The 18,334-nt window shown below is 53.6% G+C and carries 13 protein-coding genes; 9 read left to right on the top strand and 4 right to left on the bottom strand.

The window, feature by feature from the left end; translation table 11 throughout:
• Positions 1–139 precede the first annotated feature (139 nt).
• On the top strand, positions 140–1,528 hold the full coding sequence (gene pta / locus ACKI61_RS11515; protein WP_407457840.1) for a phosphate acetyltransferase: 1,389 nt from the start codon (positions 140–142) through the stop codon (positions 1,526–1,528).
• Positions 1,529–1,591: 63 nt separating this feature from the next.
• Here the strand turns inward: pta and ACKI61_RS11520 are convergent, their stop codons facing one another.
• From ACKI61_RS11520 to ACKI61_RS11530, 3 genes are all read right to left on the bottom strand, one after another.
• Complete coding sequence (locus tag ACKI61_RS11520) at positions 1,592–2,347, bottom strand: hypothetical protein (protein WP_407457841.1); 756 nt, start codon at positions 2,345–2,347, stop codon at positions 1,592–1,594.
• Between the two features lie 17 nt (positions 2,348–2,364).
• The gene (locus tag ACKI61_RS11525) at positions 2,365–2,508 is read right to left on the bottom strand and encodes a hypothetical protein (protein ID WP_407457842.1); all 144 of its coding nucleotides are present in this window, start codon (positions 2,506–2,508) and stop codon (positions 2,365–2,367) included.
• A gap of 130 nt (positions 2,509–2,638) precedes the next feature.
• Positions 2,639–3,976 carry an ATP-dependent 6-phosphofructokinase gene (locus tag ACKI61_RS11530; protein WP_407457843.1) on the bottom strand — a complete coding sequence of 446 codons (1,338 nt, stop codon included), beginning with the start codon at positions 3,974–3,976 and terminating at the stop codon, positions 2,639–2,641.
• Between the two features lie 137 nt (positions 3,977–4,113).
• Between ACKI61_RS11530 and ACKI61_RS11535 the strand changes: the two genes are divergently transcribed.
• From ACKI61_RS11535 to ACKI61_RS11550, 4 genes are all read left to right on the top strand, one after another.
• Complete coding sequence (locus tag ACKI61_RS11535; RefSeq protein ID WP_298767694.1) at positions 4,114–4,590, top strand: RNA polymerase sigma factor; 477 nt, start codon at positions 4,114–4,116, stop codon at positions 4,588–4,590.
• Complete coding sequence (locus tag ACKI61_RS11540) at positions 4,587–5,384, top strand: hypothetical protein (RefSeq protein ID WP_407457844.1); 798 nt, start codon at positions 4,587–4,589, stop codon at positions 5,382–5,384. The genes ACKI61_RS11535 and ACKI61_RS11540 overlap by 4 nt, the downstream gene beginning before the upstream one ends.
• 10 nt (positions 5,385–5,394) lie before the next feature.
• Positions 5,395–7,773: a caspase domain-containing protein gene (locus ACKI61_RS11545; RefSeq protein ID WP_407457845.1), complete on the top strand. Its 2,379-nt coding sequence runs from the start codon at positions 5,395–5,397 to the stop codon at positions 7,771–7,773.
• 147 nt (positions 7,774–7,920) lie between these two features.
• Positions 7,921–10,395, top strand: a complete 2,475-nt coding sequence (locus ACKI61_RS11550; protein ID WP_407457846.1) for a TonB-dependent receptor plug domain-containing protein — start codon at positions 7,921–7,923, stop codon at positions 10,393–10,395.
• Here the strand turns inward: ACKI61_RS11550 and ACKI61_RS11555 are convergent, their stop codons facing one another.
• The gene (locus ACKI61_RS11555; RefSeq protein ID WP_407457847.1) at positions 10,396–11,481 is read right to left on the bottom strand and encodes a serine hydrolase domain-containing protein; all 1,086 of its coding nucleotides are present in this window, start codon (positions 11,479–11,481) and stop codon (positions 10,396–10,398) included.
• Between the two features lie 46 nt (positions 11,482–11,527).
• Between ACKI61_RS11555 and ACKI61_RS11560 the strand changes: the two genes are divergently transcribed.
• Genes ACKI61_RS11560 through ACKI61_RS11575 form a run of 4 tightly spaced genes read left to right on the top strand, consistent with a single transcriptional unit; the run spans position 11,528 to position 18,317 of the window.
• Positions 11,528–14,173, top strand: a complete 2,646-nt coding sequence (locus tag ACKI61_RS11560) for a response regulator (protein WP_407457848.1) — start codon at positions 11,528–11,530, stop codon at positions 14,171–14,173.
• A 5-nt stretch (positions 14,174–14,178) separates the two neighbouring features.
• On the top strand, positions 14,179–15,267 hold the full coding sequence (locus ACKI61_RS11565) for a BMP family ABC transporter substrate-binding protein (protein WP_407457849.1): 1,089 nt from the start codon (positions 14,179–14,181) through the stop codon (positions 15,265–15,267).
• Positions 15,251–17,797, top strand: a complete 2,547-nt coding sequence (locus tag ACKI61_RS11570; RefSeq protein ID WP_407457850.1) for a hybrid sensor histidine kinase/response regulator — start codon at positions 15,251–15,253, stop codon at positions 17,795–17,797. The genes ACKI61_RS11565 and ACKI61_RS11570 overlap by 17 nt, the downstream gene beginning before the upstream one ends.
• On the top strand, positions 17,781–18,317 hold the full coding sequence (locus tag ACKI61_RS11575) for an NUDIX hydrolase (protein ID WP_407457851.1): 537 nt from the start codon (positions 17,781–17,783) through the stop codon (positions 18,315–18,317). Before ACKI61_RS11570 ends, ACKI61_RS11575 begins: the two co-directional genes overlap by 17 nt.
• The last annotated feature ends 17 nt before the right edge of the window (positions 18,318–18,334 follow it).

Genomic DNA, 18,334 nt, shown 5'->3' on the forward strand with positions numbered 1-18,334 from the left:
TTCAAAAAAAACATACGAAAATATTACTTTACAATGTTGTCTTGCGCGATTTTCGCCCATTTTCAGGCAAAAAAATGGTCTTTCCAGTGGCAAAATCCTAATTTTAAGGTGGATTTAGAAAAACAAATAGGAGATTTCTATGAATCGAGTCTATCTGGTTGCCTCCGCCAATATGGAAGCCAAAGTCAAAGAAGTCGTTGATGCCGTGGCCGCTGCTGGCCTGAAGAGTGTCACCTACAAGCCCTGCGTGAACGGGGCCGATGCCGTGAAGGAACTGAAGGCCCACAATTCCGCCGTGCTCATGGAAAAAATTGCAGCCGACTTCCTTTCGCAGGACTTTGATTCCGTAGACGCCGTGGTGGTCGAAGGCGCCCAGGGCATGAGCGACGTGATGGCCCAGAAGTATAACGATACGCTCGCAACCGCCCTCGACGCAAAGATTTATTCCGATGGCGAAGATGCCGACCTGTTCTGCCCGAACCGCATTCTCTTCTGCCCCAAGTGCCTCGCCAAGGACTTGGCTGCCGAACCTGCCGAACGCAAGACCAGCCAGGCCATGTTCCGTGCGGGCCTCCTCCTGAAGGCATCCAAGGCGAAGAAGCGCATCGTGCTCCCCGAAGGTTCCGAACCGCGTACCGTGCAGGCAGCAAAGCTCGTGATTGACCGCGGCATCGCAGTACCCGTGCTCATCGGCAAGAAGGATGAAATCCTTGCCGTCGCCAAGGAGCAGGGTGTCGCCCTCCCGGCTGGCATCGAAATTATTGAACCGTCTGCAGAACTTGCCGAAAAGTACGTGCCGACGCTTGTGGAACTGCGCAAGTCGAAGGGCATGACCGAAGACCAGGCCCGCGCAGCCCTCGCCGACAACGTGATGCTCGGCACCATGATGCTTAAGATGGGCGAAGTGGACGGCCTTGTTTCTGGCGCTATCCACTCTACCGCCGATACGCTCCGCCCGGCACTTCAGGTAATCAAGTGCGCTCCGGGCGTGAAGTCCGTGAGCTCCGTGTTCTTCATGTGCATGCCGGACAAGACCTATATCTACGGTGACTGCGCCATTAACCTGAACCCCACCGCCGAAGAACTCGCCGGCATTGCCCAGCAGTGCGACGACACCGCAAAGGCTTTTGGTTTGCCGAGTCGCGTGGCGCTCCTCAGCTACAGCACCATGAACAGCGGCAAGGGCCCGGATGCAGACCTCGTGCGCGAAGCCACCAAGATTGTGAAGGAAGCCCGCCCCGAAATGCTGGTGGATGGCCCGCTTCAGTACGATGCGGCGACCGTGCCGAGCGTCGGTTCCCTGAAGGCGCCGGGCAGCACCGTCGCCGGCAAGGCAACAGTGTTCGTGTTCCCGAGCCTCTCTGCCGGTAACATCGGTTACAAGGCCGTGCAGCGCAGCGCCCATGGCACGATTGCTATTGGCCCGATGTTGCAGGGCTTGGCCAAGCCGGTGAACGACCTTAGCCGCGGTGCCCTCGTTGAAGACATCGTCTACACGATCGCTTTGACTGCTGTCCAGGCGGGTTAATAAAATAGGGCGCTAACGCGCCCATTGCCTTTATAGCAATGCCGGGTTTCGACCCGGCTTCTTTTATTTCTTGTCGAGCTTGGCGTTGATTTTTTTCTGCAGCTCCTTGAGCTGCCAGCGGCCACGCTTGTCTTCGAGGAAGTAGCTGGTGCGGATTCCTCGCGAAAGTCCTCGGTCAATAATGTCAAGGGCGTCGGCGTAGCGCTTCTGGTCGAAGCGAAGCTCGGCGAGGAAGAAGTAATTGTAAAGGTCCTTCGGGTCCTTTTCAAGGGCGAGGTTTAGGTACTTGTCGGCGAGTTTCTTGTCTGGCCAGGAGAGCACGATGGGCACGTAGGGCAGCACAAAGTGGGCGCGCCCTAGCACCTGGTAGTCATCGACGGAGGTGGCGACGTCGCGCACGGTGGTGGCTACCCCTTCTTTCACCGAGGTGAGCGCCCCGCGTTCGTTGCCCCACATCGAAAGGGCCGACGCATACACATGGGCGATTTCCTTGTTCTTGGGGAACTGCTTGTAGGCGGTTTCGCTGATGGCTTTCAGGCTGTCCAGTTTTGCCTTGCGGTGCTTCTTGTCGAAGTGGACAAATCGGAACGAGAAGAACAGGCTCTTGACATAGCCTTCGGTGGCGCGCTCCCAGACGGAAGAGTCTGCCATGGCCTTCAGGTACGAGTCAATCATGAGCTTTGCGTTCTTGGGATCCGCCTTGTCTCCCTTGGCTCGCTCTGCGCGGGCCGCATAGCAGGAATCAGCCACACGAAGGTTTTCGTTGGCAAATCCGATTCCCCATGCTAAAAGGAGTGCTAAGGCGAGAAGAAACTTCATCCTGATACTCTTCGGACCTAAACCTTCCAGTTTTGCAGAAGCTTGTTGACTTGGGCGATTCTTGTCTTTTCGTCGTCAAGGCCGTGGTATGTCTTGAACAGCAGGTAACGGTATTCCATCAGTGCGGTGCGAATCAGTACTTTTTCCTCTTGCTTTAACATTGCTTCTTGTTTCCTCTCTATTAATCCAAAAACTAGATCCTTCGGCTTCACTTCGTTTCGCTCAGGATGACACTTATGAAATGTGTAATTAATCATTTCACATTACACATCCCACATCTCCCATCCCTATCTACTTTTTCCCTTTGCCCTTTCCGGAGAAGTAATCCTGCTGACGGGTAATTCCGAGCACGGCGTGCCACAAGACTCCGTTGGGGTTGATTTTCTTGCGTTCGTTGACGGCGTATTCGATAGGCACGTGGGAGAAGGCATTGTTCATGCTACCCACGACCATATCCGTCTTGCCGGCCATGCCTGCGTGTACGGCGGCTTCGGCAAGCTGGAAGCAGAAAATGGCGTCGGTGCCCTGAGCGGGAATGCTACGAACCATGTAGCTTGGGTCAAAGTACTTGATGTTAATTTCCTTGCCGACCTGGTCGAAATGTTCCTTGATCTTTCTTGTCAGGAATTCGCCGATGTCGTTCTTCAGGATATTGCCGCTTGCATCCCTACGTTCGGGCTGCCCCTTGAATAGTTCCTGACCAGCGCCTTCAGCGACGACCACCACGGCGTGTGTCTTGCCGCCGTTGTAGCGACTTTCGAGAGCCTTGAAAAGTCCGTCGAGCGTAAAGGGCACTTCGGGAACAAGGCAGATGTTCACGACCGTCGTCGCAAGAGCTGCGTATGCGGCGATAAAGCCGGAGTCGCGGCCCATGAGCTTCACGAGACCAAGCCCGTTGAAGGCGCCGTTCGCTTCGTTGTGGGCGCTGGTAATCACGTCGGTGGCGCTGAGCACGGCGGTTTCGAAACCGAAGGTGCGATCGATCAGGTTCAAGTCGTTGTCGATCGTCTTCGGGATGCCGATAATGGAAATGGGCTGGTGGCGCTTCTTGACTTCTTCGGCGATAGCGTGGGCGCCGCGGAGCGTACCGTCACCACCGATGCAGAAGAGCATGTTGATGTTGAGGCGCATCAGGGTGTCCACCATGACAGAGGGTTCCTGCATGCCGCGGGAACTGCCGAGAATGGTGCCGCCGTCTTCCTGGATGGCGTCAACCACGTCGGGGTTCAGGACAATCGGCGAATAACCGTAAGCGGGGTTCAGTCCACGGTAGCCATAGGGAATACCGAAGATGTTACGGACGCCGTAGTCGAACCAAAGCACCTGAACAAGGCCCTTGATCACGTTGTTGAGACCCGGGCAGAGACCGCCGCAGGTCACGATGCCTGCACGCGTCCAGGCGGGGTCGTGGAAGATGGTTTCGCGGGGGCCGGCGGCTTCGAGGGAGGGAACCTCCTGTCCGCGGTCGTAAAATTCCTTGATGCGGTTCACGTCAGTCGTTAAGCTCACGCGGTCGCTTTCCGAGACAAAGGGGACGCCCTTCATGGGGGATTTGAGGGTGCCGGTTCCTACGGATTCAATGGAAAGGTTGTACTTTTCCGGATTATTGAGAATGTCTTCCTGTGTCATATCATAAAAAATACTAAAAAAGAATATGCCGGGGCTTGTGAAAAAGAGGGTAGACCCTATTTTTTTAAATTTGCGGTGACACTTTCAACTTCCGTTGGTGTTACAATGGTATGAACGGGAAAAATCTCCTTAACCACATGGCTTTTTCGAAACTCTACGAGGCTTATGCCCCGATGGTTTACCGCCGTTGTGTCTTTTTGCTTAAGGATGAAGACGAAGCGAAGGATATGTTGCAGAATGTTTTTTTGCGCATATACGAGCGTCTCGATTCGCTGGATTTGGCGCAGCCGTCCAGCTTGCTGTGGAATACGGCGACCAGGCTCTGCCTGAACCGCATCCGCGACAAGAAGCGCCGCGGTCTCGATGTCGACACGAGCGATTTGCTTTTGAGCATTGCCTGTGCCGAAGAAGACGGCGGACGTGAAGCCGGTGGAATTTTGGCAAGGATTTTTTCCAAGGAGCAGGAATCGACCAGGACGATAGCGGTCCTCCACTATGTGGATGGCATGACCCTGGAAGAGACTGCGGAGACTGTTGGACTTTCGGTGAGCGGCGTGCGTAAGCGTTTGCGTACCCTGCAGGCGAAAGTCAAAAATCTGGAGGTTGAAAGATGACTGCTGTCAATAAAATTTCCGATTTGAAGGTGGAGCGCTACCTGCTCGGGGAACTGAGCGAAGAAGAAATGTCTGCCTTGCAGAAGCGCGAAGCGGAAGATGAAATCTTTGCCGCCCGTGTGCGTGCGCTCCGCGAAGAGAACGCCCGCATTCTCCGCGACAATCCGTTTGCGGGGCTGGAATCGAAGCTGGAAGAATCCGTGGATCGCACGGGGGCGTACGGTGAGGAACATGTCGGATTTGGTACCTTGTGGCTCAAGGTGGCGGCCGCCTTGGTGGTTGCGGTGGGTGTTTTCCTGATGGTGGCCTTGAACCGCAATGTTTCGACCTACGATAGCCCCGATGCTACGATGGAAGTGGCTATGGCGGGTGAAGGTGCTGCTCCGGAAGTTGCCGATACGCGCATCAAGGGGCTGGGCGTCCGCATCGAAGTGTGGAAGAAGACTGCCGATAGCGCCGTGCAGATGTCGAACTTGGACGAGGCGCGCGAGGGCGACGAAATCCAGTTGCGCTACTCGGTGCCGGAAAAGTGCTTCGGGATGCTTTTCAGCTTGGACGGCAACGGTACCGTTACAATGCACATGGCCGACGAGAACCGCGCCATTGAACTTGCCCCGGGCAAGATGACGACGCTTCCGTTTGCCTACAGGCTCGACAATGCGCCGAAGTTTGAAACATTCTACTTGCTCACATCGGACGAGGAATTTTCAATCGATGCAAGCGATATTGACGCTGCGTTCAAGAGGAAGGGGGTGCGCCAGGAGCACTTGACGCTTCGCAAGTTGGAAAAGTAAGGGGGAGAAGATGAAAAAGTTTTTGGGTAAAATTCTATTCTGCGATTTTTTGTCGGGTTCGGCGGTGCTTTGCCTGGTTTGCCTGGTGGCGATTTTGGCTGCAGCGAGCAATGTGCATGCCGCTACGAATTCCGGCGAAATCGCGATTAACCGTTACGTGTTTGCGGTGAGCGCGAACAACGGCGGCAAGGGCCGCCCGGTACTGCGCTATGCCGAAAGCGATGCCCGTGCATTTGCCAATGTGCTTTCGCAGATGGGAGGCGTTGCAAAGCAGAATGTGTACCGGGTGACGGAGCCGAGCGTTTCGGAACTGCAGAAGCAACTGGACATGCTCGACAAGAAGCTTGTTTCGGCTAGGGAATCCAGAAAATCGGCGAATGTGGCGGACAACTCCCGCGAAGAAGTGCTGGTGTACTACAGCGGACACGCCGACGAGAAGGGACTTCGCCTCGGCGAAGAAATTTACAGCTGGAAGGAATTCCGCAAGCGCATTGATGCGCTCAATGCCGATGTAAAGATTGCGGTGATTGATGCGTGCGGCTCGGGCGCCATTACGCGTGCGAAGGGCGGTGTCGCTGTCCCTGCGTTCATGGTGGACAAGAGCAGCGACATGAAAGGCTACGCCTTTATCACGAGCAGCACGCAAGATGAATCTAGCCAGGAAAGTGACAAGCTGAAGGGTTCGTTCTTCACGCATTCGCTGGTGAGTGGCCTCCGCGGCGCAGGCGATGCAAGCGGCGACGGCAAGGTGACGCTTTCCGAAGCCTACCAGTTCGCCTTCAACGAAACTTTGCAGAAGACCGAAGCCACAATGGGTGGTGCGCAGCACCCCAGCCGCGACATGAACCTGGCGGGTACCGGCGACGTGGTGATGACGGATTTGCGCAGTACGAGCGCAGGCCTTGAACTGGACGAAGACGTGGACGGTCACCTGTTCATTCGCGACGAAAAGGGCGAACTGGTCGCCGAACTCTACAAGAAGTCCGGCCGCGCCATGAGTCTTGGGTTCCCTGCCGGCAAGTATAGCGTTCGCATGGAGCGCCCTGCCGAGTTCAAGGAAGCGTCTATTACGCTTTATGACAACAACCGTGCGCGACTCTCCAAAAAGCAGTTCAATACGGTCACTGTCGAAAAGACGGCTCTTCGCGGCGAAATAAGTGGCAAACGGACTTGCGAAAATGGAGATGCGGCAAAGTGCTCGCTGGATTCCTTGGACCGCAACGGCATTTCCCGCACGACTTTTGACTTTTACGACCGCGACAAGGAGCCGCGCAAGGGCGTGCAGCTGGGCCTTTTTGCCACCAAGACGAAAGACTACATGGTCGGTTCGCAGGTGAGCCTGTTTGTGAACAGCGCCGACAAGGATATGCGTGGCATCCAGGTGACGGGCCTCTTGAATATCGCAAACGAAAATATTGACGGAGCCCAGATTTCAGGTTTGGTGAACTACGCCGAAAGTGTCGATGGCCTGCAGCTGTCCTATATCAACTGGGCGTCGGAAAGTTCCGAAGCGGCGCAGATTGGTTTTGTGAATGCCGCTCTCGATACCATGCGCTATTTGCAGCTTGGCTTTGTGAATGCCTCTGAATACAGTAAAACTCACATCGGTTTTGTGAATGCGAGCGTGGGCTCTGGCGTGCAGGTGGGCTTTGTGGATGCCGCCAAGGACGCCGATGTGCAAGTGGGCTTTGTAAATGTGGCAAAAGACAATGATGTTCAAGTCGGCTTTACGAACGTGGCGGTTAATTCCAATGTAGGCGTGGGCTTTGTGAATGTGGCTGCTTGGGAAGGTGGAACCCAGGTGGGATACGTGAATGTAGCGCCCAAGTCCAAGGGCCGTCAGGTGGGCTTTGTGAATGTGTGCTGGGAATGTGAAAAGACTCCGGTGGGCTTTGTTAGCGTGGTGGGTAACGGCGTATGGTCGGCAACGACCACCCTTAACGAAATGGGTGCTCTGGGTCTTTCGCTCCACTTGGGGACGGCCTATTTCTACACTGCTTTTGAATGGGCTCGCCCTTTCGAAAAGGGGAATGGCTTCAAGCATTTTGAAGACCGCTACGAAAGCGGCTACGGAATCGGTACGCAGTTCGGCAAGTACGGTAACCATTTTGAATTGGAATACATGCTCCTGAATGCCTACGATGATTTCTCGTTCAGTGGCGATAGAGATTGGAATTATCACCACCGCCTGCGTCTAGGCTTTGTGCACAAGCTGTTCCCGGGTGTTGGCCTTGCGGTTGGTGGCTCACTGAACCTTGTAACCCTGGGCTATGCGGACAAACTCTGGCCAAAACCTTGGAACAACTACCACGACGACTTCGGCAGCGAAAAGCATAAAGGTCGTTTCTGGCCTGGATTCTACTCGGGCATTACCGTGGGTAGGTTCTAAAAAAGAAGTGACACTTTTTGCTCCTTATAGTGTTACAATGGCAAATAGGGATTCCTATTTGCTATTTTTAATTTGAATGCGAGAATTTTTTTGAGACGCTATATTGAAATTTTTGCTTTGTTGCTGGCTATGTTGAGTGTAGTCGCCGTGGCACAAGAACCTGTGCCCGATTCGCTTGCACCCCAAGGAATTACTTTTAACGGAATCGTACAGGATTCCTCTTTTGCCCCGGGCGAAAAACTCAATGTCGAAATCCTGGAATCGGGCGAGGCGCTGCAAACCACCGTGGGCACGCCCTTTAGCATTGTGCTTCCCGAAGATACCCTTTGGAATGTGTGCGTCACGAATTCGGACACGGCGGGCGCCGAAAAGGAAAAGTGCTACGAGCTCAAGTACATTGGTGCAGACCGCAGCTTTTCGCAGGCGCTGGGCGAGGCTTTTGCAGAACCCGATTCTATAGTAGAAGGGGAAGGCCTTCCCCTCGCTGCTGCCGCTGACACGGCATCCGCTACCCCTTCTAGCGGGGGCGGGGACGCCCCGCAACGCCCCGACTCGCTTGCAAAAGATACTTTGGCACAAGATTCCGCGAAGCAAGACGTCGACGTCGATGCTCTCCTTGCTGCGGGTGGCAACGAGAAGGTGACCGAGCTCAAGAAGGTCGTGGTGCAGCTGCGCCGTCGCCCCAAGCGCAAACCCGGCGAATCTGTAGTGTCGGCTAAGTCCATCAAGCGTATGCCCAGCCTTGCCGAGGCCGATGTCATCAAGAGCATCCAGGCGCTCCCGGGTGTGGTTGCCAGCTCCGATTTCAGTTCCAAGATTTATGTGCGCGGGGGAGCCGCAGACCAGAACCTGTTCTTGTTCGATAACGCGGTCGTTTATTCTCCGGTGCATTTCTTCGGGCTGTTCAGTACCTTCCTGGTCGAAGGCATCGATGACGTGCAATTCTACAAGAGCGGTTTCCCGGCGCAGTATGGCAACCGCCTGAGTTCGGTGCTCAAGATGGACGGCCGCGCCGGTGGTCAGGATACCGTTGACGAATGGTTCAGCAAGTCGAGCATCAAGATCAGCACCTTTGCGGCCCAGCTTCACACCGAAGGTCACCAGGGCCCTGCCCGCTGGGTGGTGGCGGGTCGTACGACCTACATCGGCTTCATGCTGGATTTGATGAATGCCCTCGATATTATCGACCTTGCGCTAGATTACGAATTTACGGACGTGCAGGGTACCTTCATGTACAACTTTACCGATGACACCCGCATGAAGTTTAGCTTCTATGTGGGCAAGGACCGTCTGAGCTTTGATCCGCTTTACATGGATTGGGGAAATGTCGCCATTCCGCTCGGCTTTACCCACCGCATCAATGGCGACTGGGACTACAACGCGACCCTTGCCTTCAGCGAATTCTACCAGACGATGAAGATAAGCGACCTCATGTCGATTGAGATGTTCCTGTATACCTTCGCGGGCAAGCAATGGGTGAACTTTCGCGGTATCCCGAACCACACGCTCACCGTGGGCTATGAATTGGAATACGACTACGAGCGTTACCGCGAACAGATGTCGACTATCAGCATAACGGACATCCAGAAACCCTTCCACCATGTGGGCTACCTGCAGGATGCCTGGAAGTTCGCGCCCGATTACCTGCTGCAATATGGCCTGCGCTTCAATTACCAGACGGCTGCGGAACATTTTGGCGTAGAACCCCGCGCATCGCTCACCATCAATGTCGACGACGACAAGACGGTGGAACTTTATGGTGGCTACTACCTGCAGTACCTGAATTCCCTTGTCTACACCGACCAGGAAACCCTGAACGAATTCTACTACCCGGCAACGACGACCACCAAGGGCAAGCACATCGATCCTGCTTCGTCTTGGCTTATTGCTGCGGAATATAGCCAGCGCGGCATTGTGGAAGATTACGATGCCACGGTGGGAGTCTACTACAAGACGCAAAGCAACCTGAACACCTTTGTGGCAGTCCTCGACAGTAACGACGAGACGACTTCGGACGACTTTGTGCTGGCCGATGGGTTTGGAACTGCGGAAGGCTATTCTTTCGGTTACGAACTTTCGCTGCGCAAAGATAAGGGTTGGTGGTTTGGCGGTATCAACTGGAGCCAGAGCATTAGCGTCATGAAGACGGATGACGGCACCAAGCCGTATTTCCCGAGCTGGCATCAGCCATACGCCTTGAAGATGGATCTGGGGCTTAACTGGCGCGGCCCCGATGACGCCTTGTCGCGTCACCCGACGCAGAAGGACATGTACATGCGCTCGTCGGTCATCATGAAGTATTCGGCGGGCATGCCGATCAGCGAATACAAGGGCTACTACATGGCCGAGGAACTCGGGGGGCAGCGTTATTCCGATGACATCGTCGTTTTGCCGGGAAGCCGCAATGCGGCTAGGCAGACAGATTACTTCAGAATCGATGTGAAGGCAATCGATGTGGGCCGCGAGGGCAAGTGGAGCTTTAGCTGGACAATCATCAACCTGACCGACCACAAGAACATGTTCTACACCTTCTACGACACGCGCAAGAATCCGCCCGAAAAGACCGAGATTACGCAGTTTCCGTTCTTGCCGGTGATGATCAACTACGAATACTACTTCTAGCTAGGCGTTTTTCAGGCCGCCGAAGAAAGTGTCCGAAAGCGTGGCACGGAATTGATGGATGCGGTCTGCGTTTGCTTCGCGGTGCGGGTAGGTGAAGTTGCTGAGCAGCACCACGGCGGCTCCCTGTTTAGGGTCTGCGACGATGCTTGCGCCGGTGAAGCCCGTTTTTCCGAATGTATGTGGCGAAATCTGGGTGCCCATGAACTTTTCGCTGTTCAGCTCCCAGCCGAGCGCGGTGCAGGCACCCTTTGCATTGGAATACTTGTTTGCCGCTTCGCCTTCGAAGGCGTTCTCGCTGACCATCTTCAGGATTCCTGTCGGGGCGACTTGGACATCGCCTGCCTTGCCGTCGCTTAGGATCATCTGCACAAAGTTCAGCAGGTCGGGCACGCAGCTGAACATGCCGGCGCTACCCACCGGAAACAGCTTGCGCAGCACCCAGGCGCTTTCGTCGTGGATTTCTCCCTGGATTTCGCGGCCCCTGAAGCTGCAGATTTCGGTCGGAGAAATTTCATCTTTTGGAATCGGGTTCCAGTTGCGGGTAAGCGGATCCCAGCCGGAGCGGTTCATGCCGAGCGGAATAAAGAAGCGCTCCCGGCCTTGCTGTTGCAGGTCCTTGCCGGTGAGCCGCTGCAAGATAATTCCAAGCAACACGCTTGCGGGGTTTCCATAGTTGAAGTCTGCACCGGGCTTTTTTTCGAACTGGTAGGTGTAAAGGGCGTCCAGGATGCCTTCGGGTGAAAGCGTCCGGAGAGTCTTCATGGGGACGCGGTAGTCGAGGTTGTGGGTGAGCAGGTGGAAAACGCGGATGTCTTCGCGGTAGTTTGTCTGTAGTTCGGGAATGTAGTCGATGACCTTGGTGTCGATCGAAAGTTTGCCTTCGAGAATGTAGCTCAAGGCGAGCGTGGACGTGGGGCACACCTTGGTGAGCGAGGCAATGTCGAAAACGGTGTCTTCGGGGGTGTTCAGGGTAAGGATTTCGCGGGTGCCGTCGGGCAAAATGAACCCTGCGACTGCCCTATCGAATACTTTTTGAGACTCCGCCTTGTGCAATAAATCGGTCAGTGCATCTTTTTTAAGCTTCATATTCCCAAAATAGGAAATTTTTTTTTAGAAAACTTATATTTAAAGCGTGCTTTTAAAAAGTATCGAAAACGAGAGGCAGTTAAGGGTAATTGGTGGAATTGTCCTTGTAGTGGCGGGCGTATGCCTTGCCGCCATTACGGCCTATGTCCTAAATAACTGTATCGACTCCATTAAAAAGGAAACTCTGCTTTCGGGCAAGGAATCCAACGAGAAGGATGCCGAGCAGGTCAACACGTTCCTGATCAGGGGTGGATCCGTATTGCAGGTGACCGCCCGCATGGTCGAAAAGCTCTTGGAGCGTGGCGCTCCGCAGGAACAGATCGAGTCCTTGCTTGTTTCGGAATCCGAATATTACAAGCGCATGGACGATTTCGCCCTTTGCAACCTGTTTGGCATATTCAGGGGAGAGTTCTTCAACGGTCGCCGGTGGACGCCCGCGGCAGGCTATGTTCCTTCAAAGCGCCCCTGGTACCAGAATGCCTTTATGGCCCGTGGAAAGCTTGCCCTAGTCCCGACACATTCAAGTCCGCGTGGCGGTGAACAGGTCGTCTCGATCAGCCAACGCCTTTCCGATAAGAAAAGCGTGATTGCGTTGGACCTTTACCTGAAGGATCTGGTGGCACGCGTTAAGCGTGGAAACTCTACAGACATCCAGCTCATCATCGATAAGGATGGTCTGGTGATTGCCCACACGAACATATCGCAGCATGGCCGCAATTACTTGTCGTCGGAATACTGGGGCAAGGAAGAAGAAAAGCTTGTCCGCGAAATTTTTATAGCGGGTGGGGAGCCGTTCTCGTTCAAGTTTGGAGGTACGACATATCGCGTGTTCTCGTCGCTGGTGCAGGGAAAGTGGTATGTGGTGCGCCTTGTCGAAGAGAGCATCCTGTGGCAGCCGCTCTACAGGATGGTTGGGGCCAATGTTGCCGTTATCTTCGTCCTTTATGTCGCATTTGTCTTGCTGGTGATCTTTGGCTTTAAAAGGCATGCAAGGTCGATTCGCGCAAATCGTTCCAAGATGGCATTTTTAACGAGCATGAGCCGCGAAATCAGGACGGTGGTGACGGGACTTCTTGGGCTGAATTCGATCGTCCTTAAGGAATGTCGCGACGACAATGTCAAGGACTATGCAAAAAACATCCAGAATGCGGGACAAAGCGTGCTGTCGCTGGTAAACGACGTGCTGGACGTGTCCAAAATTGAATCGGGCAAGCTGAGCATTGTCTCGATGGAATACGACGTGTTCTCGGTGCTGCAGGGATGCCACGACGAATATGAGCCGAAGGCCAAGGCGAAGAACCTGAACTTCCGCATTGAATGTGACCCGGATGTTCCTTCGAGCCTGTGGGGCGACGAGAACCGAATTGTCCAGATTATCAACAACCTGCTTTCGAACGCCATCAAGTACACCGAAGTCGGCGAAGTGTCCCTTTCTGTAGGCTTTGAGCGTCTTCCGCCGATAGGGACGCTCCGTTCGGATGACTATATCATGTTGAAGATCACGGTAAAGGATACCGGCATGGGTATCCGGAGAGAAAAACTCGCCTCCATCTTCAACACCTACGATTCGGAATACTATACGGGTAGCGAACAGATAGAAGGGGTTGGCCTTGGGCTTAGCCTTACCCAGGAACTCCTGGAAAAATGCGGTGGCCACATCTCCGTAGACAGCCATTACGGAGAAGGGACATCGTTTACGGCGGAAATTCCGCAGCTTGTTTTGAACTCCGAACCGATGGGCGACTTTGCGTTAAGGTACCGCAATGCGTCGCTACACAACAACAAGGATTTTTCCGATGTGTTCTTTGCGCCCGAGGCCAGGGTGCTGATTGTCGACGACATCGAGCTCAATCTCAAGGTCTTCCGCGGTTTTCTGAAGAACATGCAGGTGAAGGTCGACGAGGCCATCAGTGCGCACCAGTGCCTGGAAATGGTGGAAAAGAAACGCTACGACTTGATTTTCCTGGACCACATGATGCCTGCGATGGACGGACTGGAAGCCTATAGGCAGATGAAGTCCAATAAGGACTTCCTGAACAGGAACACTCCGGTCATTGTCCTTGCGTCGGAAGGCGAGACGCTTTCCAAGGAGTCTTTTTTGTCGGAAGGCTTTACGGATTACCTGCTCAAGCCCATTAAGGAACGCGATTTGCTCCGCGTGTTGAAATGGTACCTGCCGAAGCAGCTTGTGCTCACTCCAGACGACCTGCGTGATTCGCTGTCCGCTTCGACGGTTTCGCTGAGCGAGCCGGAAAGGGATGCTTCTGCAAGCGTAGATCGATTCAACATGGATGAGAGTGAAATTGTGCTGCATTCGGTCACTGCTCCCACGCCCATGGAACGGTTCAAGGTGTTCAACGAGTTTCTCGATGTCAAGGCGGGGCTGGAATACTGCGCCGACGACGAAGAAATCTATGTGGAAATGTTGCAGGAGTATGTGGGATCGCCCCTTTGCAGAAATGTGGATGCGTGCTACAGGAGCGGTGACTGGGACAACTATCGCTTCTATATGCATGTTCTTTACGATTCATCGATTGCGATAGGAGCCACTTCGATGGCAGAAAAGTTCCGCAACCTGGAAACGGCGTGCCGCGAGGTGCGAATGACGGTTGTCCACGAGAAACATGAACTTGCCATGGCACTGCATGCAGAACTGATTGAAAACATTCAGAAGGGGTTGGAAAAACGATGAGGTGGATGGTTCTAGCATCAATCCTTGTGTTTGCAATGATCGTCGGAGTGCTGGTCGTCTCCAATCCGGGAGAGGCTCCCGATGAAACCCAGCAAAGGAACCGCGTGGCGATGATCATGACGGGGTTTCGCAATGACCACAGCTGGAATGAGTCGCATTTCGACGCCCTGCAGAAGGCGGAAAAGGACCTGAATCTAGAAGTCGCCTATTATGAAAATGTTCCTGCGGACTCCACGGCGCAGGGGATTATGGAACAGGCCATCAGGAATGGTGCAAAGATCGTCATTGCCAATTCGTATGGCTTTGGCGAAGCCGAACTCCAGGTGGCTAGGAACCATCCCGAAGTCAAGTTCTTCCACGCCACTGGGCTACAGTCTGCGACGAACTTTTCGTCCTTCTTTGGTCGGGTGTATCAGCTGCGGTACCTTTCGGGAATTGTGGCGGGTCTCAAGACGAAGACGAACGAGATTGGCTACATTGCGGCATACAACATTCCTGAAGTGATCCGCGGAATCAATGCGTTTGCCCTCGGGGTGCGCAAGGTGAACCCCAAGGCAAAAGTCTATGTCAGCTGGAGCCGTTCCTGGACCGACGAATCGCTTGCCGCCGACGCTACCCGCGACTTGTTGCATAAGCATCATATCGACGTGCTTACGGCCCATGTCGATGCGTTGACTCCGTTCGAAGTTGCCGACGAAAGGGGCGTGTGGATCATCGGCTACAACAAGGACAATTTTAAGCGTTTCCCAAAGCATTACCTGACATCTCTTGTCTGGAAGTGGGAGAATTTCTACATCCCGAAAATCCGCGAAGTCTTCCAGGACAAGTTTGAAGGTCGCAACTATTGGCTTGGCCTGGAAAGTGGAATCATGGAGCTTTCCGAAATGACGGAATTCGTCGATGACGCGATTCGCAAGACCGTCGAAGAGGAAAGGAATCGTCTTGTCCATGGGAAGTTTGATGTATTTTACGGTCCGATTGAGGACAATCAGGGGGTAGTGCGTGTTGGCGTTGGCGAAAGCATGACAGATGATGCGCTGCTGAATCGATTTGACTGGTTTGTCAAGGGAGTTGTCGATGGAGTTAACCCCTAAGAGTGTGAAAATTGACATCAAGATGGTGGTGTGGCTCGCCATCGTTGTCTTCGTACTGTGCCTGGTTTGTGTACTGCTCCGCGTAAAGCTCGAAACCCTTTTGGACAACTATGTCTCGAAGCAGGTTTCCCAGCAGGCGGTCCTGTTTGCGGAACTTTCCAATGAAAAGTTGCGAATGCGCCTGGACGCCTTGGCTATGCAGTCCCGTAAAATTGAAGCTGACGGCTTGAATCTTGAAAATATCAAGGCATTTTCCGATATTCAGGACGATGATACCCGCTATGGTATGATTTCCCTGGATGGGACCATCTATACAGCAGATTCGGTCTATAAGATGCGCGATGAGGACTTCCGCTGTGCCATGGAATCGTTCCGGGGAAAGCCCTCGGTCTGCTACAGCGAGGAGATGAACCATTGGCTTGGCGTTCCCGTTTTCAACCGCCACAATGTCCGTTATGTACTGTTCCGGCAGTACACGAAAATGCCGGTCAACAATTTCTTCGATGTCGACTGCTTTGACAAGAAGTGTTTCATTCAGGTCACCGATGCTCAGGGAAACATCCTGGTCAAGAACAATACCGGTGTGTGGAGCGAGGATTCTGTTTGGAAGAACATGGACTTCCCCAAGATCTATGGACAGCTCCAGAAGAAAATGAATAGGGGACTGTCGACGTCTCTGAAAGTGGATGTTGCGGGTGAACCTTATTACTTCTATATGGCGAAGCTTTTACAAGGAGATTTTTTCCTTGCGGGAATGTTTGATGGAAAGGAGGTGGCAGGGGAGATTGGCCGCCTCACCTTCCTGGTGTTCTGGGTCGTGTGCCTTTTGATGTTCCTGTTCTTGACGGGACTTGGAATCCGATTCCGCTTCAAGATTGTCCGCAAGCCGCGTGACCTGGACGGCAAGGATCCGCTCTTGCGCGTGTCTGAACAGAAGAACCTGCTGGAGACGCTTGGTCAGGAAATTCACGAACCCGTCATGAACATCCTGAACAAGGGCGCCATCCTGATGAGGGAAAATCCCGAGATGGCAAACAACGCCTACATATCCGAAGTCCAGGATTTTGGTCGCGAACTTGAACTTCTGTCCAACGATATTTTTGACATCAACAAGATTGAGTCGAACAGTCTAGAAATCAATACCAAGGAATACGACCTGTTTACCTTGCTTAGCCTTAGCTATAGCGCGGGGAACGGCTTGAACAAGGGAATGCATTTTGAACTGCAGGTGGAACCCTCCATACCAAGCAGGCTCGAAGGCGACGATGTCCGCTTGGGGCAGATTCTTTCGAATATCCTGTTCAATGCGGACAAGCTGATTGCAAACGATGTGAATGTGGTCCATGTGGGTTATGAATGGATTCAGAGCGAAGAAGACAACGACTTTGATCAGAGAATCATGCTCGTGGTAAGCGTGCCGGATTCGGGCGCGAGCTGGACGAGTACTTCCCTTACCCTGGTTCGCATGATGGTGGTGGCCCTTGGAGGCTCGATTCAGAAAAATGTGACCAAGGAGGGCTTAGCCGTTGTCCGGATTGAATTGCCGCAGAAGGTGATCAAGAATGAACCGGTGGGAGATTTCCGGGCCCGCTACGAAGAATTTATCCATGCATCCGAGAAGAAGGCGGAGCATTTTGTGGCGCCGAATGCGTCGATTCTCGCCATTGACGAGGTGCCGATGAACTTGCGCGTGATGAGTGGACTTGTGAAGGAATCCTGCGCCCAGTTTGAGTCGGTCTCGAACGGCATGGAGGCTATTGAGTGCTTTAGGAACCACCATTACGACATTGTTTTCCTTGACAATACGATGCCGATTATCGATGGACTCGACATCCTTACCATCATGAAAACCCTACGGAACCATCCGAACGAGAATACGCCGATTATCATGCTCACGGCAGAAGACAATGCGTCGGCAAAGAACATTTGCGAGTCGCTTGGCTATACCGATTTCTTGACGAAGCCGGTGCACGAACAGGCTTTGTCTTCGATCCTGTTGAAATACCTGCCGCAGGAAAAGATGACCTGGTATGATGAGCCCGTGAAGAAGGATGCTGAAAAAAGGCGCAATACGGCTGCTGCAAGGGCTTCGGAGCCGGCTCGCGAAAATGCGTCGGAGTCGGCAGCGCTCGACACGCCTGCCATTGAACAGGTGCTGCCCGAGGACTTGCGTGCGCTTTCGATGACGGGTGCGGTCAATGTCGCCGTGGGACTCTATTGCTGCGAGCGGAACGAAGCCCTGTACCGCAAGAGGCTGATGAACTACATGGATGAACACTACGAAGCTACGCTTGCGCAGTTCTTCAAGGAAGAAGATTTCGAAAACTATCGTCTGTCGGTGCAGTCCCTGAAGAGCGCATCTCTGTACATCGGGGCAATCAATATCGCAAGTATTGCAAAGATTCTGGAGTACGCTTGCAACGAAGGAAACTACGACCTTGTGCATATCCGCCACAATGAACTGATGAACGGTTATAGGCAACTGATCAAGATATTGAAGGAACAGCAGAGGAATGGAAGAGCAAATTGATGTGTTGAATGCGGACGGGACTCCGGCGGGCTATGCTTGCGGGCGTTCCAGGGTCCATGCCGAAGGGCTTTGGCACAGGACGGTTCATATCTGGGCGTTCGATTCGGATGGACGTATCTTGTTTCAGCTGCGGAGCCGTGTCAAGGAGAACAACCCGGGGCTTTTTGACACGAGTTGTGCGGGGCACATTTCGGCGGGTGATTCCAGCGTCCATGCCGCCGTGCGCGAACTCTCTGAAGAGCTTGGCATCAAAAAGAGTCCGCGCGACCTCGAATACCTATTCGAGGCAACACACGAATGTGTGTTAAACGGCGGCAGCTACTTAGACAACGAATTCTACGATGTGTACAAGATAACGCTCTCGGACGTAGAGAAGAAGTCGCTCGTGCCGCAGCCGGGCGAAGTGGACGACTTCGTGTGGATGACCCGCGAGGAGTTCTTTGCAAAGCGCAAGCTGCATCCGGAAAAGTTCGTCGACCACCCGAAGGATTTCCAGTGGCTGATGGAAGTTGTCCTCTAGCTGCAGAAGGATTTCCC

It is taken from the genome of Fibrobacter sp. (genome assembly GCF_045601785.1).
GTDB lineage: Bacteria > Fibrobacterota > Fibrobacteria > Fibrobacterales > Fibrobacteraceae > Fibrobacter.

Bases quoted from the DNA above. Each gene is read 5' to 3' on its own strand.
- pta (WP_407457840.1), top strand. From the start codon at position 140: ATGAATCGAGTCTATCTGGTTGCCTCCGCCAATATGGAAGCCAAAGTC.
- ACKI61_RS11520 (WP_407457841.1), bottom strand. From the start codon at position 2,347: ATGAAGTTTCTTCTCGCCTTAGCACTCCTTTTAGCATGGGGAATCGGA.
- ACKI61_RS11525 (WP_407457842.1), bottom strand. From the start codon at position 2,508: ATGTTAAAGCAAGAGGAAAAAGTACTGATTCGCACCGCACTGATGGAA.
- ACKI61_RS11530 (WP_407457843.1), bottom strand. From the start codon at position 3,976: ATGACACAGGAAGACATTCTCAATAATCCGGAAAAGTACAACCTTTCC.
- ACKI61_RS11535 (WP_298767694.1), top strand. From the start codon at position 4,114: ATGGCTTTTTCGAAACTCTACGAGGCTTATGCCCCGATGGTTTACCGC.
- ACKI61_RS11540 (WP_407457844.1), top strand. From the start codon at position 4,587: ATGACTGCTGTCAATAAAATTTCCGATTTGAAGGTGGAGCGCTACCTG.
- ACKI61_RS11545 (WP_407457845.1), top strand. From the start codon at position 5,395: ATGAAAAAGTTTTTGGGTAAAATTCTATTCTGCGATTTTTTGTCGGGT.
- ACKI61_RS11555 (WP_407457847.1), bottom strand. From the start codon at position 11,481: ATGAAGCTTAAAAAAGATGCACTGACCGATTTATTGCACAAGGCGGAG.
- ACKI61_RS11565 (WP_407457849.1), top strand. From the start codon at position 14,179: ATGGTTCTAGCATCAATCCTTGTGTTTGCAATGATCGTCGGAGTGCTG.
- ACKI61_RS11570 (WP_407457850.1), top strand. From the start codon at position 15,251: ATGGAGTTAACCCCTAAGAGTGTGAAAATTGACATCAAGATGGTGGTG.
- ACKI61_RS11575 (WP_407457851.1), top strand. From the start codon at position 17,781: ATGGAAGAGCAAATTGATGTGTTGAATGCGGACGGGACTCCGGCGGGC.